18 protein-coding genes are annotated in these 19,510 nt (G+C 74.3%); 10 read left to right on the top strand and 8 right to left on the bottom strand.

The features are described from left to right. Positions 1-69 precede the first annotated feature (69 nt). Both mshB and IN07_RS16590 read left to right on the top strand, forming a co-directional pair. On the top strand, positions 70-975 hold the full coding sequence (gene mshB / locus IN07_RS16585; RefSeq protein WP_036337467.1) for an N-acetyl-1-D-myo-inositol-2-amino-2-deoxy-alpha-D-glucopyranoside deacetylase: 906 nt from the start codon (positions 70-72) through the stop codon (positions 973-975). Further along, on the top strand, positions 972-1,388 hold the full coding sequence (locus IN07_RS16590) for a hypothetical protein (RefSeq protein ID WP_036337468.1): 417 nt from the start codon (positions 972-974) through the stop codon (positions 1,386-1,388). The genes mshB and IN07_RS16590 overlap by 4 nt, the downstream gene beginning before the upstream one ends. On the opposite strand, the gene IN07_RS16595 is transcribed toward IN07_RS16590, so the two are convergent. Next, positions 1,345-2,097, bottom strand: coding sequence for a GNAT family N-acetyltransferase (locus IN07_RS16595; RefSeq protein ID WP_036337470.1), 753 nt, complete (start codon positions 2,095-2,097; stop codon positions 1,345-1,347). The two genes, IN07_RS16590 and IN07_RS16595, sit on opposite strands and share 44 nt — an antisense overlap. 18 nt (positions 2,098-2,115) lie before the next feature. Then, the gene (locus IN07_RS24110) at positions 2,116-4,965 is read right to left on the bottom strand and encodes a bifunctional diguanylate cyclase/phosphodiesterase (protein WP_052091378.1); all 2,850 of its coding nucleotides are present in this window, start codon (positions 4,963-4,965) and stop codon (positions 2,116-2,118) included. 198 nt (positions 4,966-5,163) lie between these two features. Here IN07_RS24110 and fdxA point away from each other — a divergent pair, with 198 nt between their 5' ends. Together fdxA and dapC are read left to right on the top strand one after the other, a co-directional pair. Continuing rightward, positions 5,164-5,484 (top strand): ferredoxin, encoded by a 321-nt coding sequence (gene fdxA / locus IN07_RS16605; RefSeq protein WP_036337472.1) that lies wholly within the window; start codon positions 5,164-5,166, stop codon positions 5,482-5,484. After that, positions 5,481-6,584, top strand: a complete 1,104-nt coding sequence (gene dapC, locus IN07_RS16610; RefSeq protein ID WP_036337473.1) for a succinyldiaminopimelate transaminase — start codon at positions 5,481-5,483, stop codon at positions 6,582-6,584. Before fdxA ends, dapC begins: the two co-directional genes overlap by 4 nt. 367 nt (positions 6,585-6,951) lie before the next feature. Here dapC and IN07_RS16615 read toward each other — a convergent pair whose 3' ends face one another. Further along, entirely contained in the window at positions 6,952-7,884 is a 933-nt protein-coding gene (locus tag IN07_RS16615) for an AraC family transcriptional regulator (RefSeq protein WP_036337475.1), read from the bottom strand. 81 nt (positions 7,885-7,965) lie between these two features. On the opposite strand from IN07_RS16615, the gene IN07_RS16620 reads away from it, so the two are divergent. Beyond that, the gene (locus IN07_RS16620; RefSeq protein ID WP_036337477.1) at positions 7,966-8,799 is read left to right on the top strand and encodes an NmrA family NAD(P)-binding protein; all 834 of its coding nucleotides are present in this window, start codon (positions 7,966-7,968) and stop codon (positions 8,797-8,799) included. Then, positions 8,796-9,263 carry an anthrone oxygenase family protein gene (locus IN07_RS16625; protein WP_036337479.1) on the top strand — a complete coding sequence of 156 codons (468 nt, stop codon included), beginning with the start codon at positions 8,796-8,798 and terminating at the stop codon, positions 9,261-9,263. Before IN07_RS16620 ends, IN07_RS16625 begins: the two co-directional genes overlap by 4 nt. A 7-nt stretch (positions 9,264-9,270) precedes the next feature. Here the strand turns inward: IN07_RS16625 and IN07_RS26740 are convergent, their stop codons facing one another. Next, positions 9,271-9,396, bottom strand: coding sequence for a hypothetical protein (locus IN07_RS26740; protein WP_269429969.1), 126 nt, complete (start codon positions 9,394-9,396; stop codon positions 9,271-9,273). Between the two features lie 74 nt (positions 9,397-9,470). Between IN07_RS26740 and IN07_RS24820 the strand changes: the two genes are divergently transcribed. Next, positions 9,471-9,941: a response regulator gene (locus IN07_RS24820; protein ID WP_269429972.1), complete on the top strand. Its 471-nt coding sequence runs from the start codon at positions 9,471-9,473 to the stop codon at positions 9,939-9,941. Here IN07_RS24820 and IN07_RS24115 read toward each other — a convergent pair. Continuing rightward, on the bottom strand, positions 9,854-11,620 hold the full coding sequence (locus IN07_RS24115; RefSeq protein WP_052091380.1) for a sensor histidine kinase: 1,767 nt from the start codon (positions 11,618-11,620) through the stop codon (positions 9,854-9,856). The genes IN07_RS24820 and IN07_RS24115 overlap by 88 nt on opposite strands. Continuing rightward, positions 11,617-12,294 (bottom strand): response regulator transcription factor, encoded by a 678-nt coding sequence (locus IN07_RS16640; protein ID WP_036337483.1) that lies wholly within the window; start codon positions 12,292-12,294, stop codon positions 11,617-11,619. Before IN07_RS16640 ends, IN07_RS24115 begins: the two co-directional genes overlap by 4 nt. A 193-nt stretch (positions 12,295-12,487) precedes the next feature. Between IN07_RS16640 and IN07_RS16645 the strand changes: the two genes are divergently transcribed. Beyond that, complete coding sequence (locus IN07_RS16645; RefSeq protein WP_036337485.1) at positions 12,488-14,812, top strand: coiled-coil domain-containing protein; 2,325 nt, start codon at positions 12,488-12,490, stop codon at positions 14,810-14,812. Between the two features lie 635 nt (positions 14,813-15,447). On the opposite strand, the gene IN07_RS26745 is transcribed toward IN07_RS16645, so the two are convergent. Together IN07_RS26745 and dapD are read right to left on the bottom strand one after the other, a co-directional pair. Then, a complete protein-coding gene (locus IN07_RS26745) occupies positions 15,448-16,224 on the bottom strand; it encodes a hypothetical protein (protein WP_052091381.1) in 777 nt (258 codons plus the stop codon). Between the two features lie 213 nt (positions 16,225-16,437). Beyond that, the gene (gene dapD, locus IN07_RS16660) at positions 16,438-17,421 is read right to left on the bottom strand and encodes a 2,3,4,5-tetrahydropyridine-2,6-dicarboxylate N-succinyltransferase (protein WP_036337489.1); all 984 of its coding nucleotides are present in this window, start codon (positions 17,419-17,421) and stop codon (positions 16,438-16,440) included. Positions 17,422-17,532: 111 nt separating this feature from the next. Here dapD and dapE point away from each other — a divergent pair, with 111 nt between their 5' ends. Together dapE and IN07_RS16670 are read left to right on the top strand one after the other, a co-directional pair. After that, complete coding sequence (gene dapE, locus IN07_RS16665) at positions 17,533-18,663, top strand: succinyl-diaminopimelate desuccinylase (RefSeq protein WP_231558427.1); 1,131 nt, start codon at positions 17,533-17,535, stop codon at positions 18,661-18,663. Beyond that, a complete protein-coding gene (locus IN07_RS16670; RefSeq protein WP_052091382.1) occupies positions 18,660-19,508 on the top strand; it encodes an LOG family protein in 849 nt (282 codons plus the stop codon). Before dapE ends, IN07_RS16670 begins: the two co-directional genes overlap by 4 nt. The last annotated feature ends 2 nt before the right edge of the window (positions 19,509-19,510 follow it).

A 19,510-nucleotide genomic window follows, 5' to 3' on the forward strand; every position in this document is an offset into this window, starting at 1 on the left:
CAGCCAGTGATCAGGTCACCTGATCACTGCTGGGCGGGCCGTGTCGGGGCGGGCGGGCCCTCCGGGAAGATGACACCCGTGACTGCTCCACGCCGGCTGATGCTCGTGCACGCCCATCCCGACGACGAGACGATCAACAACGGGGCCACGATGGCCCGGTACGTCGCCGAGGGGGTGCACGTCACCCTGCTCACCTGCACGCTGGGGGAGGAGGGGGAGGTGCTGGTGCCCGAGCTCGCCCAGCTGGCCGCCGACCAGGCCGACCAGCTCGGTGGCTACCGGATCGGTGAGCTGGCCGCGGCGATGGCTGCCCTCGGCGTCACCGACTGGCGGTTCCTCGGCGGGGCGGGCCGGTACCGCGACTCCGGGATGATGGGGACGGCGGCCAACGACGCGCCCCGCGCCTTCTGGCGGGCCGACCTGGACGAGGCGGTCGCGCACGCGGTCGCCGTCGTCCGTGAGGTGCGCCCGCAGGTGTTGGTCACCTACGACGAGGACGGCGGCTACGGGCACCCCGACCACATCCAGGCGCACCGGGTCGCGATGGGCGCGGTGGAGGCGGCCGCCGACCCGGGCTACCGGGCCGACCTCGGGCCGGCCTGGCAGGTCGCGAAGGTCTACTGGAACGCCATGCCCCGCTCGGTGGTGCAGCGGGGGATCAAAGCGATGGCCGCCCTGGGGGAGGAGTCGCCGTTCGCCGCGCTGGGCGACCTGGACGAGGTGCCGTTCGCCGTCGCCGACGACGTCGTCACCACCGAGGTCGACGCGCGCGCCCACGCCGCGCGCAAGGAGGCCGCGATGCGCGCCCACCCGACCCAGATGACCGTGGACGGCCCGTTCTTCGCACTGTCGAACAACCTGGGCCAGGAGGTGCTGGCCACCGAGCACTACCGGCTCGTCCGCGGGGAGCGGGGCCCGGCCGGGTCGAGCCCGCAGGGCTGGGAGGACGACCTGTTCGCCGGGCTGCCGGGGTGAGGCTGCTCCGGCTGCTGGGCTGGTCGGTCGTGGCGGTGGTCGTGTCCGCCTGGCTCGCGCTGGTCGAGGTGTTCTGGCTGCCCTGGCGGGTCGGCGGGGTGCCGGTGCCGATCTCCCTGCTCGTGGCCGTGGTCGGCAACCTGCTGCTGGTCGACGCGGCCCGCCGGCTGTCGGGCTCGCGGCTGGTCGCCGTCCTGCCCGCGGTGGTCTGGTTGGCCGTCGCGCTGACCGGCACGATGCGCCGGCCGGAGGGCGACCTGCTGCTCCCCGGCGGCGGCGCCGCCACGCAGGCGATCACGCTCGGGTTCCTGCTGGTCGGCGTGGTCGCTGCCGCCTTCGCCGTCGGCCGGGCGCTGGGCGCTGCGCCGGTCAGGCCGGCCGGTGCCGGTAGTGGTAGCGGTGGTGCTCGATGAACCCCGCCTGCCGGTAGAGCGCCCGGGCTGGGGCGTTCCCCGCGGTGACCTGCAGGTAGACCGAGTGCGCGCCCCGTTCGGCCGCCCACCGCCCCAGCGCGGCCATCACGGCGGTGGCCAGCCCGCGACGCCGGTGCTCCTCGGCCACGGTGACCGCGGTGACCCCCAGCCAGCCGTCGGACAGTGCACCCCGGGCGACCGCCGCCAGCGGGGCCGGGGCCGGGGCGAGCCGCACCGAGGCGAAGACGGCGTCCGCGGCGGAGGTGAGCACCTGGCGGGCGACCGGCGGCAGCGCCGCCCCCCGGTGCCGGTAGCCGGCCAGCCAGGCGTCGTCCGGCGTGGGGGAGAGGTCGACCGGGACGGCGGGCTCGGCCGGCCGGCCGACCGGTGCGGTGAGCACCAGCACGTCCTCGTCCCGGGTCCATCCGGCCGCGTCGAAGGCCGCGTCGGCGCGCCGGGACTGCACGCCGGGCAGTTGGGCGGACGGCCGGAGCCCTCGGTCGTCGTACCAGCGGGTGACGGCGGCGACCGCCTCCGGCAGCGGCAGCCCGGGGTCACCGACGACCAGCGCCGAGTTGGCCCGCCCGGTGAAGCCGCCACCGGCGCGCAGCAGCCAGTCGCCCAACCGCTCCTCCGCCAGCGCCTGCCAGCCACGGGCGGCCAGCAGCTCCAGCTCCGGTACCCCCAGGGGTGAGCGCCGCTGTCCCATGGGGTCGATCCTGCGGTCTCAGGTGGGCGGGGCCGTCACCGGGGTCGGCAGCCGCTCGGCGAGCCAGTCGAGGAGGTGCTCGGCCGCCATCGGCCGGGCCACGTGGTAGCCCTGGGCGACGTCGCACCCCCACTGCCGCAGTGCGGCCAGCGCGGCGGCGTCCTCGACGCCCTCCACCACGATCGTCATCCCCAGGTCCCGGCCCAGCTGGAGCGTGCTCCGCACGATGGCCGCGGCCCGGACGTCGGAGGTGAGCTGGCCGACGAAGCTCCGGTCCAGCTTCAGCTCGTGCACCGGCAGGGCGCGCAGGTACGTCAGGGACGAGTAGCCGGTGCCGTAGTCGTCGATCGAGAGCCGGACGCCGAGGGCCCGCAGCCCGGCGAGCACCTGGGAGCTGCGCGCCGCGTCGGCCATCAGCACGTCCTCGGTGATCTCCAGGGTGAGCGCGGCGGCGGGCACCTCGGTCGCCTCCAGCAGCATGGCGACCTGGTCGGGCAGGGCGACGTCGGCGAGGTTGGACACCGACAGGTTCACCGCCACCGACAGGTCGTGACCGGCGGCGCGCCAGCCCTGCAGGTCGCGGAGGGAGCGCTCCAGCACCCGCAGTGCGAGCCGGCGCATCAGGCCAGCCTGCTCGGCGAGCCCGAGGAAGGCGTCCGGGGCGAGCAGGCCACGCTCGGGGTGCTCCCAGCGCACCAGCGCCTCCACGCCGGTGACCTGGCCGCTGCGCAGGTCCAGTTGGGGCTGGTAGTGCGGCACGAGCTGGTCGGAGTCCAGTGCGCCGCGCAGCTCCTCGAGGGTCTGCAGCCGGTCGCGGGGGTCCGTGGCGCCGTCCGGCGTCCAGACCTGGGAGCCGTCCCGGGCCCGCTTGGCCGAGTACATGGCGGTGTCGGCGCGGGCGAGCAGCAGCGAGCGGTCCCGGCCGTGGTCGGGGCACACCGCGATGCCGATGCTGGCGTCGACGTGCAGTGACATGCCGTCGAGCACGAAGGCCTCGCGCAGGGCGGCGCCGAGCCGGTCGGCGACCTCCTGGGCCCGGGCGGCGTCGGCGTCGGGCAGCAGGACGGCGAACTCGTCGCCCCCCATCCGGGCCAGCAGGTCCGCCGGCCCCAGTGGTTGCTCGAGGCGGGGGCCGACCAGGCGGAGCAGTTCGTCGCCGACGCTGTGCCCGAAGCTGTCGTTGACCTCCTTGAAGCGGTCCAGGTCGATCATCAGCACCGCACAGGACCGGCCCGGCGTCGCGTAGACGGTGCGCTCCAGCTCCTCGGTGAAGCGCCGTCGGTTGGCCAGTCCGGTGAGCGGGTCGTTGTGCGCCTCGAGCGCCAGCTGCTGGACGCGCAGCTGCTCCACCGCCCGCAGCTCGGCGTTCTGCACGACCAGGGCACCTTCGAGGACCACCTGCTGGACGGCCTGGCGCTGCGCCGGGGACCACTCGCCGGCCCCGCTGGAGGAGCCGGTGACGACCATGCCGAGCAGCCGGTCGCCGGACAGCAGCGGCACGCTGAGGTAGGAGGTGAGACCCAGCGCCTGCACCAGCTTTGGGTCCAGCAGGTCGCTGGCGACGGCGTCGGGGACGAAGACCGGGCGCCGGTCGCGGACGGTCAGCTGCCACAACCGGACGTCGCTGACGTCCTGGCCGACCAGCCGGTCGCGGATCACCTGGATGTTCTGCTCGGGCCACCCGACGTGGCGGACCTCGCCCAGCCGGCCGGCGTCGTCGAGCAGGTAGGCGGCGCTGCGCTCGGTGCCGGCCAGTCCCCGCACCACGGTGGCCAGCACCTCGGCGGCCTCGGCCACCCCGGTCGCCGACGCCCCGTCGACGAGCAGCTGGCGGACGGCGCGGGCGGTGCTGAGCGACGCGGCGCGGGCCTCGGTGGCGCGCGCCTGCTCGATGACCCCACCCAGGTGTGCGCCGGCGGCCGAGGCGAGCCGGCGGACGTCCTCGGAGAAGGGCTGGATGGAAGGGCTGTCCAGGGTCAGCACGCCGGACAGCTGGGGGCTGCGGCCCAGGGGCACGGCCAGCCCCGAGGCGATGCCGAACGCGTCGACCCACCAGCCGGCCAGCAGGTCGGAGTCCCGGTCGGCGGACATCGGGCGACCGGTGCGCAGCACCTCGTCGGCCAGCCGGAGCGGCTCCGGTGCCTGGCGGAACTGCGTCCAGGAGCCGACGTCGCGCCGGCCGTCGGCGTAGCTGGCCATCCGCGGCACCAGGACGCCGTCCTCCAGGAGGAAGACGCAGGCGCGGTGGACCTCGCCCAGCGCGGCGAGCTGCTCGCAGGCCGAGCCGAGGAGCTGGTCCATCGACCGGGCGAGGGCCGCGCTCTCGATCAGGCCGAGCAGCACCTCGGCCTGGGCCAGCCGACGCTGCTCCGACCGGCGCGTCCAGGCCGCCTGCAGGGCCACCGCCAGCCGCGGGGTGGCGTGCCGCAGCTGCGACGCCGAGGCCGCCGCGGCCGGCTCGATGACGAGGGCACCGACGACCTCGTCGCCCACCAGGAGCGGTTCGCCGTGGGCGGAGCGGACGCCGTACCGGCCTGCCTCGTCGGCGAGCGACCGCGGGGCGTCGTCGAGGGTCATGTTCAGGGTGCGGCGCTCGCCGATCACCGCGGAGAGCACCGGTGAACGCTGCAGGGACAGCGGCACCCGTTCGCTGGGCGGCACCTGGCCGACCGGTCCACCGGAGCGGACCTGGCGGAAGGGGACGGCGACGCCGGTGCTGGCCTCGTGCACCCAGACGGCGACCCGGCTGGCGCCGGAGCTGCGCTGCAGCCGGAGCAGGAGCTGTTCGAGGGCGGCGACGGCGTCGTACGGAGAGGGTGGGCGCTCGTCTGCCGGCGCACCTGCACCGGACGTCCGGACCTCTGACACACCACTCCATCGGCGGGACGGGACGGTCCTGGAGGGTGTGCACCAGGTCACCCCCCGATCGGGTGGCGCGGTCCGGCGGCGCGTCGGCGGCCCACCCGTCGCGCTGAGCGGGCAGGCCTCGGGTGATACTGGACATGATCCACCGCAGTCCCTGGCCTGCCAGGGAGCTCACCGCCCCGCACGTCCCGGAGGAACCCCGTGACCTACGTCATCACCCAGGCCTGTGTCGACGTCCTCGACAAGGCGTGCATCGACGAGTGTCCGGTGGACTGCATCTACGAGGGCGACCGGATGCTCTACATCCACCCCGACGAGTGCGTGGACTGCGGCGCCTGCGAGCCGGTCTGCCCGGTGGAGGCCATCTACTACGAGGACGACGTCCCGGACAAGTGGAAGGACTTCTACAACGCCAACGTGGAGTTCTTCTCCGACCTGGGCAGCCCCGGTGGTGCCGCCAAGACCGGCAAGATCGACAAGGACCACCCGCTGGTGGCCGCGCTCCCGCCCCAGGGCGAGTGAGCGCGGTCCGGCTGCCGGACTTCCCCTGGGACTCGCTGGGCCCCGCCCGCGCCCGCGCCGCTGAGCACCCCGGTGGGGCGGTCGACCTGTCGATCGGCACGCCGGTGGACCCGACCCCGACCCTGCTGGGGGAGGCGCTGGCCGCGGCCGCAGACGCTCCCGGGTACCCGACGGCGTTGGGCACCGTGGACGCGCGGCGGGCGGCGGCCGGCTGGCTCTCCCGCCGGCTCGGCGTCCAGTTGGCCGACCCGCTGGGGGCCGTGCCCTCGGTGATCCCCACGGTGGGCTCCAAGGAGCTCGTCGCGCTGCTGCCGACGCTGCTGGGGCTCTCCGGCACCGGGACGGTGCTGATCCCCGAGGTCGCCTACCCGACCTATGAGGTGGGGGCGGTGGTCGCGGGACTGCAGGTGCTGCGCACCGACACCCCGCCGGCCGACCCCGGCGATGCTGTTCTGGTCTGGCTGAACTCGCCGGGCAACCCGCACGGCCGGGTGCTGACCGACGACGAGCTGCGCGCCTGGGCGGCCTGGGGCCGCACGCACGGCGTGCCCGTGGTGGCCGACGAGTGCTACGTCGAGCTGGGCTGGGACGGCGTCCGGCCCAGGTCGGTGCTGCACCCCGACGTCGCCGGGCCGGACCACACCGGTCTGCTGGCCGTCCACTCGCTGTCCAAGCAGTCGACCGCCGCCGGCTACCGCGCCGGCCTGCTGTCCGGTGACCCGGCGCTGGTCCGCCGGGTGTGGGAGGTGCGCCGCCACCTCGGTCTGCTGGTGCCCACGCCGGTGCAGGCGGCGATGGCCGCCGCGCTGGCCGACGACGGCCACGTGGACGCCCAGCGGGAGCGCTACCGGTCCCGCCGGGACCGGCTGGCCCCGGCCGTGCGGGCCGCTGGTGCCCGGATCGACCACTCCGAGGCCGGCCTGTACCTCTGGGTCACCCGCGACGAGGACTGCTGGGCGACGATCGACTGGCTCGCCGGGCTGGGCATCGTGGCCGCACCCGGCAGCTTCTACGGTCCGGCCGGGAGCCGGCACGTCCGGCTGGCGCTCACCGCCACCGACGAGCGGATCGACGCCGCCGTGGAGCGCCTCACCAGCTAGTACCCCGGCCGCCAACGTTCGCCCCCTGCCCGATGCGGCGCCGACTGTAGACGCAAGATGCCGAATGGCGAAAGGTGATGGTCATGACAGCACCGGACGATGCTCGTACACGCTGGCCTGACAGCGGCAGCCCCGACTATCAGCACTTGCCGGAGCCCGTAGCGCTCGAAGAGACGATCGCTCTTCACCCAGCCGGGCCAGCGGAGCCCCCGCCAGACGGGAGCACTGGCTTCGGTGACTCGGGGGACGACGGCGACGGCGAGGGCTAACGGGCACTACCGGAACCCCTCACTCGGTGTGACAGGTCGCGACGCGCGTGGCGCTGTCTCCGGAGCCGCCGTTGGGGCGAACGTTGCCGGGTGCGGCACTAGCTCGCGAGAGTGGCGCGGTGGGCAGCCGGGCTGACCCCGGTGGCCCGCTTGAACGCGGTGCTCAGCGCGAAGGGGCTGGTGTAGCCCACCCTGCGGGCGATGCCGGAGAGGGTCAGGCTGCGGTCGCGGAGCAGGTCGGTGGCGAGCGCGATCCGCCAGCTGGTCAGGTAGCTCATCGGCGGCTCGCCGACGAGCTCGGTGAACCGCCGCGCCAGCGTCGCCCGGGCGACCCCCACCGCGTCGGCGAGCGAGGCGACGGTCCACGGCTCCGCCGGGCGGTCGTGGAGCAGGGTCAGCGCGGGCCCGACGACCGGGTCGCCGGCGGCCACGTACCAGCCGGGCGCGCGTGCCTCCGGGCTGGCGGCCCAGACCCGCAGGGCGGACACGAGGGTGACGTCCAGCAGTCGGTCCAGCACGGCCTCCTGGCCGGGCGCCTCCCGGGCCACCTCCGCGGCGAGCAGCCGGGTCACCGCGGACGTGCCCTCGTCGGCGGGGACGACCACCAGTGGCGGGAGCGCCCGCACCAGCCGCTCGCCCACCGCGCCGGGCCGGGGGTAGGTGCCGGTGAGCAGCACGGTGCCCCCGGCGGCGTCGTTGCCCCACGCGCGGGTGCCCAGCTCGGCCATCCCGGTGCCCGACCCGACGGGGGTGCACTGCTGCCCTGGGCCGACGGACACCTGCGGCGGTGTCGACGGCTCGTCGGCCACCGTGTAGTGCTGCGGGCCGCGGACCAGGGCGACGTCGCCGGCGCCGATGTGCTCGGTGCGCCCGCCGGCGAGCACCACCCACGCCGAGCCGTGCAGGACGGCGAGCAGGGTCAGTGGCGCCTCGTCGGCGATCCGCATCGACCAGGGCGGGCTGAGCAGGGAGCGCAGCAGGAACGCCCCGCGCGCGTACGGGCCGTCGAGCAGGGCGGAGACGGCGTCCATGCGGCGCAGCGTAGACGCTGACGCATGTGATCGCGCTCCTCGGCGATGGATCGTCTCGATCCGCCTCGCTGTACTGACGTCATGACCGAACAGCTGATCCTCGTGACCGGCGGCACCGGGACGACCGGTGGCCGCATCGCCCATCGACTGCGGGCCCGTGGCGTGCCCGTGCGGGTCGCTTCCCGGCGCGCTGCCTGCCGGCTCGACTGGGCCGACCCCACCACCTGGGACGCCGCCCTGGCCGGCACCTCCGCGGTGTACCTGGCGTACGCGCCGGACCTCGCCGTCCCGGGGGCGGACGACGTCCTGGCCGCCTTCACCGACCGGGCCGCCCGGGCCGGGGTCGGCCGGGTGGTGCTGTTGTCCGGGCGCGGCGAGCCCGCCGCGCAGCGGGCGGAGCAGGCGGTACGGGAGACCGCCAGCAGCGCCGGGCTGGACTGGACCGTGGTGCGCTGCAGCTGGTTCGCGCAGAACTTCACCGAGGGGCAGTTCGCCGATGCGGTGCGCGCCGGTGAGCTGGCGCTGCCCGTGGACGACGTGGTCGAGCCGTTCGTGGACGCCGACGACATCGCCGACGTGGCCGTCGCCGCACTGCTCGACGACGGGCACGCCGGGCTCACCCACGAGCTGACCGGGCCGCGGGCGCTGACCTTCGCCGCGGCGGTGGCCGAGCTGGCCGCGGCGACGGGCCGGCCGGTGGCCTTCCGGTCGGTGCCGCTGGCGGAGTTCACCGCTGCCCTGGCAGGGGACGGCGTGCCGCCGGAGGTGGTCGAGCTGATGACCCACCTGTTCACCGAGGTCCTGGACGGCCGCAACGCCGCGCCTGCACACGGGGTGCAGCAGGCGCTGGGCCGCCCGGCCACCGACTTCACCGACGCAGTGCGGCGCAGCACGCTCGCCGGGAGCCGGGCGTGAGCGCGCGCCCACCCGTGCTGGTGGTCGCGACGGTCGGTTCAGGGCTGGTCGCCGGCGCCTTCGCCGTCTTCAGCCTGATGGTGGTGCCGGCCCTGACCGCCCTGCCCGGCGCCGCCGGTGCGACGGCGATGCAGTCGGTCAACCGCACGGCGGTCCGCCCGGGCTTCATGACGCTGCTGTTCGGCATCGCGCTGGTCTGCCTGGTGCTGGGCGGGGCCGAGCTGGCCGGGTCGCGCCGGCCGGCCGTGCTGACCGGCGTCGCGCTGTACCTGTTCGGGGTCGTCGGGGTCACCGTGCTGGCTAACGTCCCGCTCAACGACGCGTTGGCCCGGCTGGACGCCGCGGCGCCGGGTGCCGCGGAGGCGTGGCGGGAGAACGCCGGCCGCTGGACCCGGTGGAACACCGTGCGCTCGCTCGCCGCGACGGGCGCGGCGACCGCCTTCCTGCTCGGGTCGGCCGACTGACCGCCGGTCAGTCCAGGCGGAGCCGGAGCGGGAGCTCGAGGGTGCTCGGGGTGCTCTCCCAGCCGAGCGCGGGGGTCCAGCGCCAGCCGTCCATCGCCACCTCGGTGAGGCCGAAGCGCTCGGCGTACGCCACCGCCCAGGTGGCCTCATGGGGCCCGCCTTCAGCAGTCCTTCAACCGCCGCTGGGAGGCTGGACCGGTGGCACCAGTGAGGGGCGGTCCCAGCGGCGTCGTCTGTGACGACCGCGTCGCCATGCAGACCGCCGTGGCAGCGCTGTTCGACCGGAGCGGTGTCCGCTTGCTGCAGGTCACGCCTTCGTTCGCGGACCTGATGGCGCTGCTGGTGGCCACCTCTCCCGACGTGGTGGTCCTGGCGCTGCCCACTCCTGGGGCGGACGGTGTGGCTGCGGTACGGCAGGTGCGGCTCGCCGCACCCCGGGCACAGCTGGTCGTACTGTCCTCGTTCACCGAGCTGGAGGATGCTGCACTGCACGCCGGCGCGCATGCCCTGGTGCGGGACGAGGACCTGCGGGACCTTCGAGCAGTCCTGCTCGGCATCGCCTCCAGTGAGGTGCCGCCGGGGGACGCCGTTCAGCCGATCCGCGAGGCACCGGTCGACTCCGCGCCTCGGTCGCTCGTCGCGACGGCCGGCAGAGTCAGCTCGAACCCGGCGTCGTAGCGGAGGTCGCCGTTCATGGCCCGGGCGAGGCCGCGGGCCACGGGCAGACCGAGCCCTGAGCCGCCACGCCCGTCCAGGCTGACGAAGCGATCGAAGATCAGATCGCGGTCCTCGATCGGAACACCGCCGCCGTCGTCGGTCACCCGGATGACCAGCTGGGGTGGCTGGACGTCGAGGACGACGTGCAGCTCGGTGGAGGCGTGCCGGCGCCCGTTGTCCAGCAGGTTGCTCAGTACCTCCCGGACTGCGGCCCCGTCCAGCAGCCAGCGGCCCTGGGGAGTGCCGCGGAGAGTGAGCCGGACGTCGAGGTCCGGTGAGAGCAGGTCGACCCGGTCGACCTCGTCGGCGCACAACGCGACCAGGTCCACCGGCTCGGCAGCCAGTGGTCTGCCCTGGTCGAGACGGGCGATCTGCAGAAGTGAGCTCACCAGCCGCCCGGCGCGCGACGTCTCCCGCACCATGGTCGCCAGCAGACGGTGCCGGTCCTCCTCCGAAGGGCTTCGCAGCAGCGTCTCCGCACACGCCCGGATCCCGGTGACCGGCGTACGCAACTGGTGGGCTGCGTCTGCCAGGAACCGACGGGTCGCCTCCTCGGACGTCTGGGCCTCGTCCAGCGCGTCCTGCAGAGCAACGAGCGTCCTGTCCAAGGCGGTGGTCATCGTCCGCTGCGCAGTCAGGTCGTGGGCGATGCCGGAGAGCGCGACGACGCGGCCATCGGAGTTGCGCACCGGAGAGATCGCCACCGAGACCTCCACCGTGTCCCCGCCCCGGGTGAACCGCACGGTCTCGTGGCCGCTGACCCGCTCACCGGCGGCGGCCCGCCGCCGCAGCTCGTCGGTCTCCGACAGGCGGTCAACGGGCACGATCAACGAACTCTGCTGCCCGAGCGCGTCCCCGGCGCGGTACCCGTACAGCCGTTCCGCGCCTTGGTTCCAGGAGAGGATGACCCCGTCGAGACTCTCGGTGACGATGGCGTCCGCCGACCCCTCGACGACAGCCGCGAGCAGCGCGGAGTTCTGCTGAGCGGCCGTTGCCTCCGCCAGCGCTGCCTCGAGCGCGTCCAACATGGCGTCGTAGGCCGTGGCCATCCGCCCGAGCTCGGTGGCCGGACGGTCCGGACGCAGTCGTTCCGCCATCCCGCCCTCAGCTGTGCGGGTGGCGGCTGCGGTGACCTGCCGGACCGGACGCAGGGCGACTCGGGACACCTGGCCCAGCAGGAGCGCGGCCAGGGCGACCGCCACCGCGGAGCCTGCCACCTCCAGCAGGACCAGCCTGCGGAGGGCCTCGGTGACCCCCGAGGTCCGGGCGAACACCTCGACCTGGCCACCGTCGGGGAGCACCACGACGCGGGAGATCGCGGTGCCGGCGTCGGTGGCGAGCGGCAAGTTGCCGTTCAGCTGCGGGGAGGGCGGTTCGGCACGTCGGACGGTGCCGTCGGGACTGCGGACGACGGCCCGCAGACCGAGCTCCTGCAACCGTCCGGCCAGGGCATCGGGGGGCACGTCGTCCGCTTGGGCCCGGGCGATCGCCGCACGGTCGGCCAGCAGGTCCTGCAACGACTGCTCGAGACCTGACCGGAGCGCGACGTACAGGAAGACGTCGACCAGGAGCAGCACGACGACCACGACCGCCGTTCCCCATCCCACGATGCGGCGACCGAGGGCCGGGGTGGCCGTCATGCCCGGAGCACGTAGCCGGCGCCACGGACGGTGTGCACCAGGCGCGGCCCCGCGGCCTCGAGCTTGCGGCGGAGCGCGCTCATGTGGACCTCGACCAGGTTCGTGTCGTAGGCGTCGAAGCCCCACACCTGGGTGAGCAGCTGGGTCTTGGACAGCACCCTGCCGACCTGCTGGACCAGCATGACCAGCAGGTCGTACTCGGTGCGGGTCAGCTCGAGCGGGACGCCGGCGCGCACGACGATGCGAGCCGCGTCGTCGACGAGCAAGTCGCCGACCTGCCAGGAGGCGGAGGCCAGTCGGCCGGACCGGCGCAGCAGCGCCTGTACCCGGGCCAGCAGCTCGGCCATCGAGAAGGGCTTGGCCAGGTAGTCGTCAGCGCCGGCCTGGAACCCGGCCAGCCGGTCGTCCACGGAATCCGCCGCAGTGAGAAACAGGATGGGGAGGCTGCTGGCGCGCCGGATCAGACGGCCCATGGCGTACCCGTCGGGGCCGACCGGGAGCCGCACGTCCAAGACGGCGAGGTCCGGCCGGAAGTCCGCCACCACCTGCTGCAAGCCGGTCCCGTCCGGCTCCGCCCTCACCTCGTAGCCCTCCCCGCGAAGGGCGACCTCCAGCGCCGAGCGGATCACGGCGTCGTCCTCGACGACCAGCACCCGCGGCCTGTTCGCGGCCACGTCTCCCCCGTTTCAAGCCCCCCCGACAGCTGGCGTCGAAACTTTAGCCGCACAGGCGGTTCTTCAGGAGAGCTTCAGAAGTGCTTCAACCCATCCACAGGCTGGACCGTGAGTGTCTTCCCCAGGAAGTTCGGCAGCGGAAGTCATCCGCGCCCGCCGGACGAACACGCCGACGCCACACCGGGAGAAGCACGTGACCGCACCGAAGTACATCAAGCGCAGCGCCGCCGGCGCTGTCATGATCCCCGCGCTCCTCGCGGGCATGGTCGCCTTCGGCGGGCCGGCTGCCGCCGCTCCCGCCGCGTCCGCCGCATCCGCCGGAATCTGCAACGGCGTGACCAACCAGATGGCGCACCGCGGCACGGTGCAGGAGAACCTGCTGAGGGCAGCGGCCAAGAAGAACGCCGAGCTGATCACCAAGCTGCAGGCCGAGCGTGCGGCCCTCCAGGGCAGTGCGGCCACCCTCACCAAGCAGATCGCCGACGGCCGGGCGGCGATTGCGGCGCTCGAGGCGCAGGACAAGCAGCTGGACACCGACATCACGGCCGCCACCACCGAGCTCGCCGGCCTCGAGGCCAAGCGGACCGCCGCGCTTACGGCCGCCGCGGACGCCACGAAGGCGCTCGCCGACCTGACGGAGCAGCGGGACACCGTGGAAGCGCAGCTCCAGCCGCTGCAGACCCAGCTGGCCGCGGCCCAGGCCGTGTCGGCCGCGCTGACCGAGCAGGCCGAGGCCGTGGAGGCCGACCGCGCCGCCAAGCAGCTGCAGGTCGACGTCGCGAACCAGCAGCTGGCCACGCTCGAGGCCGCCGCCACCAAGGCTGCCGACGACCTGGCCGGGACGAAGGAGCTGATCGCCGCCGGCGATGCGCAGCTGGCGACGCTGACCGCAACGGCGGAGCAGGCCGAGGCTGCCGCGGCGACGGCGGCTGAGGTGGTCACCGAAGCCGAGGCCGAACTGCAGCGGCTGGTGGCGAGCGGCACCGCCGCGCAGGCCGAGCTGGACGCGCAGCAGGTGAAGATCACCGCGGCCAAGGCCACCCTGAGCACGCTGGAGGGCGATGCCGAGAAGGCCGCCGCCGCCGTCACCGCGAAGCAGGCGGGAATCACCAAGGCGCAGGGCGAGCTGAGCACGCTGCAGGCCAACGCGAATACCGCCGCGGATGCACTCACGGCGAAGACCGCCGAGATCACCAAGGCGCAGAGCGAGCTGACCACCCTGCAGGCCGACGCCAAGAAGGCCGCGGACGCCGTCGCCGCCAACACCGCGAAGACCGCAGCGGTCAACGCGGAGGTCACCGCGCTGGAGAAGCAGATCGCCGACAAGAACGCGGCGATCACCGCCAAGAAGGCCGAGCAGAAGAAGGCCGAGGACGAGCTGGCCGCGCTCCAGGCGCGCAAGACCTTCCTGGATGGCGAGATCACCCGGCTCAAGGCGATCAACGGCGGCAGCAAGGGGGAGAGGGAGGCGCGGGCGGCGCAGATTGCCGCGTACGAGGCCGAGCTGAACACGGTGAACACGCAGATCACCGACAAGACCACGCAGATCTCCGGGCTGTCCGGCGACCTGAAGACGCTGCAGGCGCAGGTCGACAGCTTGAACGGCCAGCTGGCGACCAAGAAGGCGGAGAGCGCTGCGCTGCAGGTGCAGGCCGCTCCGCTGCAGGCGACGCTGACCGCCGCCAACGACGCGGTGACCGCCAAGCAGGGGCAGGTGGCCACCCTGCAGGGTCAGCTCCCCGCGCTGCAGGCCGCGGTGGACCAGGCGAACGCGGCAGTCACAGCCAAGCAGGCCGAGCTGGACACCCTCCAGGGTCAGCTCCCAGGCCTGCAGGCCACGGCGGCCGAGGCCGCTGACGCGGTGGCGGCGCAGCAGCAGACGATCAGGGACCTGGAGGCGGCCCTGCCGGGGCTGACCGACGGCGTGGCCGCGGCCCAGCAGCAGATCGCCGACCAGAAGACCGTGCTCGAGGAACTCCGCGGCACGCTGGCGGAGGCCAACAAGGCCCTCGCCGTCGCCAACCAGGCGGTGCTGGACAAGGCGACCCAGGTGGCCGACCTGCGCAGCCAGCTGCCGGCGCTGCAGAAGGCGCTGGACGATGCGAAGGCCGCGGTGACCGCTCAGCAGGGCGAGGTCACCAAGCTCACCGGCGACCTGGACGCGGTGGTCAGCAAGCTGACCGGGATCAACACCCAGATCACCGCCAAGGAGGCCGAGATCCTGTCGCTGCAGAGCCGGGTCGCTCCGCTGCTGACCCAGCTGGACAAGCTGAGCGGTGAGGTCAGCGCCACCGAAGCCCAGCTCAAGGCCCTGCAGGCGCAGGTGATCACGCTGGACGGGCAGGTCACCGCCGCGCAGAAGGTGCTCCGCGACCTCCAGGCGCAGAAGAAGCAGAACAAGGAAGCGATCGCCGCGCAGGTCGTCACCGTCGCCGCGCTGGAGGACAAGCTCGGCGCCGTCCAGAACCAGATCAAGGCCATCGACGGCACGATCGCCCTCGGCGGTTGCGTCGCCTGATCCAGCCGGACGGGTGCGGGGCGGAGCCGGCGGCTCCGCCCCGCACCTGTCTGTGCGTCTCCGCCCACGCGAGAGCCGCGGCGGTGCCGGAGCTCCGCCGACCAACCGGAGGGTGAGCGGCGAATCCGCGGCCCGCCGAGCCGCCGTCCACCGCCTGCTGGCCCGGACCACCTCGGTCCACTGCAGCCGCTCGGCCTGCGCCACCGTCCACCTGGCCCCCGGCAACCCGGCCGAGGACCGCAATGACATCGGCGGGCCGGACGGTCGGCGCCGGCCTCCCGACGGACGACGTGGGCGACCGGGCCGCCCGGTCGTCGACCGGACCGGTCGCCTGGGTCGGGTGGAAGGTGCACGACAGCTGCGCGAGAGCGTCCGGGATGGAGGCGCCGGACAGTGTTCGGGCCAGGGAGTCCCAGTCGGTCGACCGGACCGCGATCCGTCCGGGGCTCATGACGTTGCTCTTCGGCCTCGCGGTGCTCGGTCTGGTGCTGAGTGGCGCCGAGTCGGCCGGTCAGCGCCGGCCGGCCGTGCTCCCCGGTGCCGCCCTGGAGCGAGACCCGGTGGGACCGCGCGCTCGCCCGCTGCTGCGGGCGCGGCGACGGCCTTCGGGCTCGTAGCGGCGGATTGAGCTCGGGTCAGCCCAGTCGCAGCCGGAGCGGGAGCTCGAACGTGCTCGGGGTGCTCTCCCAGCCGACCGCGGGGGTCCAGCGCCAGCCGTCCATCACCACCTCGGTGAGGCCGAAGCGCTCGGCGTGCGCCACCGCCCAGGTGGCCTCCGGCCAGCCGGCGCCGGCGATGGAGACGGTGCCGTCGGTCTCGACCGTGGGCGGGCCGGCCTCCCGCCGGGCGGCCTCGGTGACCACGGCCGTCCGGTCGGCCAGGGTGGCCGGACCGGCGCCCGGCGCCGCGCCGCAGGTCAGGGCCTCCGGGGAGGTGGCGAGCAGGGCACCGCTCAGCGCGCTCGCCATCGGTTCCCACTGCTGGTACAGCTCCGGGTAGCCGCTGCGCTGGACCGCCTGGGCCACCTCGGTGAGCCGTCCGGTCTCCCAGCCGGGCACCTCCACCAGGCCGTCGAAGAACTTGCCGGCCGAGTAGACCGGGTCCCGCACCTGCGCCTCGCTGCCCCAGCCCTGCGAGGGTCGCTGCTGGAACAGACCGAGGGAGTCGCGGTCGCCGTAGTCGAGGTTGCGCAGCCGGGACTCCTGCTGCGCGGTCGCCAGCGCGATGACGGTGGCCCGCGGCGGCAGGCCACGCGAGCGGGCGACCGCCGCGATCGTCGCCGCGTTGGCCGCCTGCTCGGCGGTGACGCTGACGTCCGAGCCGGGGACCGTGCACCCGGCGAGCACCGACGGCGTGCCCTCCTCCTCCCGCCAGAGCAGCGCGACGGCGGCGAGGAGGGCGGCGACGAGCACCAGCGGCCACAGCGTCCGTGCGCGACTCGTCCGGCGGGCACGGCGCCGCGGGGCGGGTCGGGCCGGGGGACGGCGCGCCGGACGTGCCGCGGGGCGGGCGGCCCGCGGCGGGGGCCGTCGGCCCGCGACCGGGGGGCTCACCATCGCGCCGATCGTAGGTCGCCGAACTGTCAGGTACCTGGAAGGCGAGGGCCCGCGCGGCGGCCCCCGACCTCAGTTGGCGTGCAGTGCGGCGTTGAGGGCGCCCCAGTCGCCGTCACGGGGCAGGGCCTCGAGCGCGCCGCTGAGGGAGTTGCGGCGGAACAGCAGGCCGTCGCGACCGGAGAGCTCGCCGGCCTTGATCGACGTCCCGTCGGGGAGCGCCACCTTCGACCCGGCGGTGACGTAGCAGCCGGCCTCGACCACGCAGCCGTCGCCGAGGGAGATGCCGATGCCGGCGTTGGCGCCCAGCAGGCAGCCCTTGCCGATCGAGATGACCTGCTTGCCGCCACCGGAGAGCGTGCCCATGATCGAGGCGCCGCCGCCGACGTCGGAGTCGGCACCGACGACGACCCCCGCGCTGATCCGGCCCTCCACCATCGAGGGGCCCAGCGTGCCGGCGTTGAAGTTGACGAAGCCCTCGTGCATCACCGTGGTGCCCTCGGCGAGGTGCGCGCCCAGCCGCACCCGGTCGGCGTCGGCGATCCGCACGCCCGAGGGGACGACGTAGTCGACCATCCGCGGGAACTTGTCGACCCCGAAGACGGTCAGGTGCCCGGCGTCCGAGCGCAGCCGGGCGCGCGCCGCGTCCAGTTCGGTGGCGAGCACCGGGCCCGCGCTGGTCCAGGCCACGTTGGCCAGCAGCCCGAAGACGCCGTCCATGTTGACCCCGTGCGGCCGCACCAGCCGGGCGGAGAGCAGGTGCAGGCGCAGGTAGACGTCGTGGGCGTCGACCGGCGGGGCGGAGAGGTCGGCGATGGTGGTGGAGACGGCGACCGACTGCACGCCGCGGGCCTCGTCGGTGCGGACCAGCCCGGAGAAGTCGGGCCCGAGCAGCCCCTCCAGCTCCAGCACCCCGATCGGCTGGGTGCCGCTCTCGCCCTGGTCGGCGCTGCTGAGCGTCGGGGAGGGGAACCAGGTGTCGAGCACCGTCCCGTCGGAGGTGAGGGTGGCGATGCCGACGCCGTTCGCGCCGATGGTCTCTGCAGCGGTCGTCACGGGCAGTCAGGCTACCCAGGGTGTCGCAGCGCGGCCTGGCTGCAGGGGCACGGCCTGGCGTCGGCGAGGGGCGGGGGGCAGCCAGGTCCTCCCTCACTACCCTCGGCGGTCGTGAGCCCCGCCGACCAGCCGCTGCCCCCGCTCGACCTGAGCGCCGACGTCCTCACCCTGACCCGGGCCCTGGTCGACGCGCCCTCGGTCTCGGGCACCGAGGGGCCACTGGCCGACGCCGTCGAGGCGGCGCTGCGCGGGCTGGGCGGCCTGGAGGTCGAGCGGGTGGGGGACACGGTGCTGGCCCGCACGAACCTGGACCGGCCCACCCGGATCGTGCTCGCCGGGCACCTGGACACCGTGCCGATCGCCGACAACCTGCCCAGTCGGATCGAGGTCGTCGACGGCGAGGAACGGCTCTACGGCTGCGGTACCAGCGACATGAAGGCCGGCGACGCGGTGATGCTGCGGCTGGCCGGGATGTTCGGCGTCCCCGGGGCGCAGCCGGCCCGCGACCTCACGTTCGTCTTCTACGACAACGAGGAGGTCGAGGCGGTCCGCAACGGCCTGGGCCGGGTGGCCCGGGAGCGCCGCGGCTGGCTGTACGGCGACCTGGCGGTGCTGCTGGAGCCCACCGACGGGGTGGTCGAGGGCGGCTGCCAGGGCACGCTGCGCGTCGTCCTCACCGTGCCCGGGACCCGTGCGCACAGCGCCCGCTCCTGGCTCGGCGTCAACGCCGTGCACGGCGCCGCCGGCATCCTCGCCACCCTGGCCGCCCACCAGGCGCGGGAGGTCGAGATCGACGGTCTCCGCTACCGCGAGGGGCTCAACGCCGTGCGGATCGAGGGCGGGGTCGCCGGCAACGTCGTCCCCGACGTCTGCCGGGTGACCGTGAACTTCCGGTTCGCCCCGGACCGGGACGAGGACCAGGCCCTGGCGTACGTGCGCGAGGTGTTCGCCGACGCGCTGGCCGCCGGGGTCACCCTGGAGCTCACCGACACCTCCGGCGGCGCGCTGCCCGGCCTGTCGGAGCCGGCCGCCGCGGCCTTCGTCGCCGCGGTCGGGCAGCCGGCCCGGGCGAAGCTGGGCTGGACCGACGTGGCCCGCTTCGCCGCGTTCGGCATCCCGGCGGTGAACTACGGCCCGGGTGACCCGAACCTGGCCCACACCGTCGAGGAGCACGTCCGGGTCGACCGGCTGCAGCCGGCCGAGGACGCCTTGATCGCCTATCTGAGCGGGAGTGACGCATGAGCCAGACCGACGACGGTGCCCGGCGGCGGCCGATCCGGCACCGCGGGCCGATCACCCTGCGCGGCGGCGAGCCCGACCCGCAGATGGCGGGGACGACGACCGACCAGCGCCTGCTGGACCGGCGCGGCAGCAGCGACTGGGTGCACACCGACCCGTGGCGCGTGCTCCGGATCCAGGCCGAGTTCGTCGAGGGCTTCGGCCTGCTGGCCGACCTGCCGCGCGCGGTGAGCGTCTTCGGCAGCGCCCGCACCCCACGGGACTCCGAGTACTACGCCACCGGGGTGCAGCTGGGCGCAGCGCTGGCCGACGCCGGCTACGCGGTGATCACCGGCGGCGGCCCGGGCGCGATGGAGGCGGCGAACAAGGGCGCCTGCGACGCGGGGGGCACGTCGGTCGGGCTGGGCATCGAGCTGCCGTTCGAGCAGGAGCTCAACGAGTGGGTCGACGTCGGCGTGCTGTTCCGCTACTTCTTCGTGCGCAAGACGATGTTCGTCAAGTACGCCCAGGCGTTCGTCATCCTGCCCGGCGGTTTCGGCACGCTCGACGAGCTCTTCGAGGCGCTCACCCTGGTGCAGACCCGCAAGGTGACCCGGTTCCCGGTCATCCTGTTCGGCAGCGAGTACTGGTCCGGGCTGGTCGACTGGATCCGGCAGACGATGGTGGTGCAGGGCACGGTGAGCCCGGGGGACCTCGACCTGCTGCACGTCACCGACGACGTCGCCGAGGCGGTCGCGATCATCCAGGCCGCGGACGCCACCCGCGCCGAGCACGAGTCGGAGCCGCCCGCCGGGGAGGCGGTCCCCGACTCTGCTCCCGTCCCCGGCTCGGCCCCGGTCGACGACTGAGC

The organism is Modestobacter caceresii, assembly GCF_000761485.1.
GTDB lineage: Bacteria > Actinomycetota > Actinomycetes > Mycobacteriales > Geodermatophilaceae > Modestobacter > Modestobacter caceresii.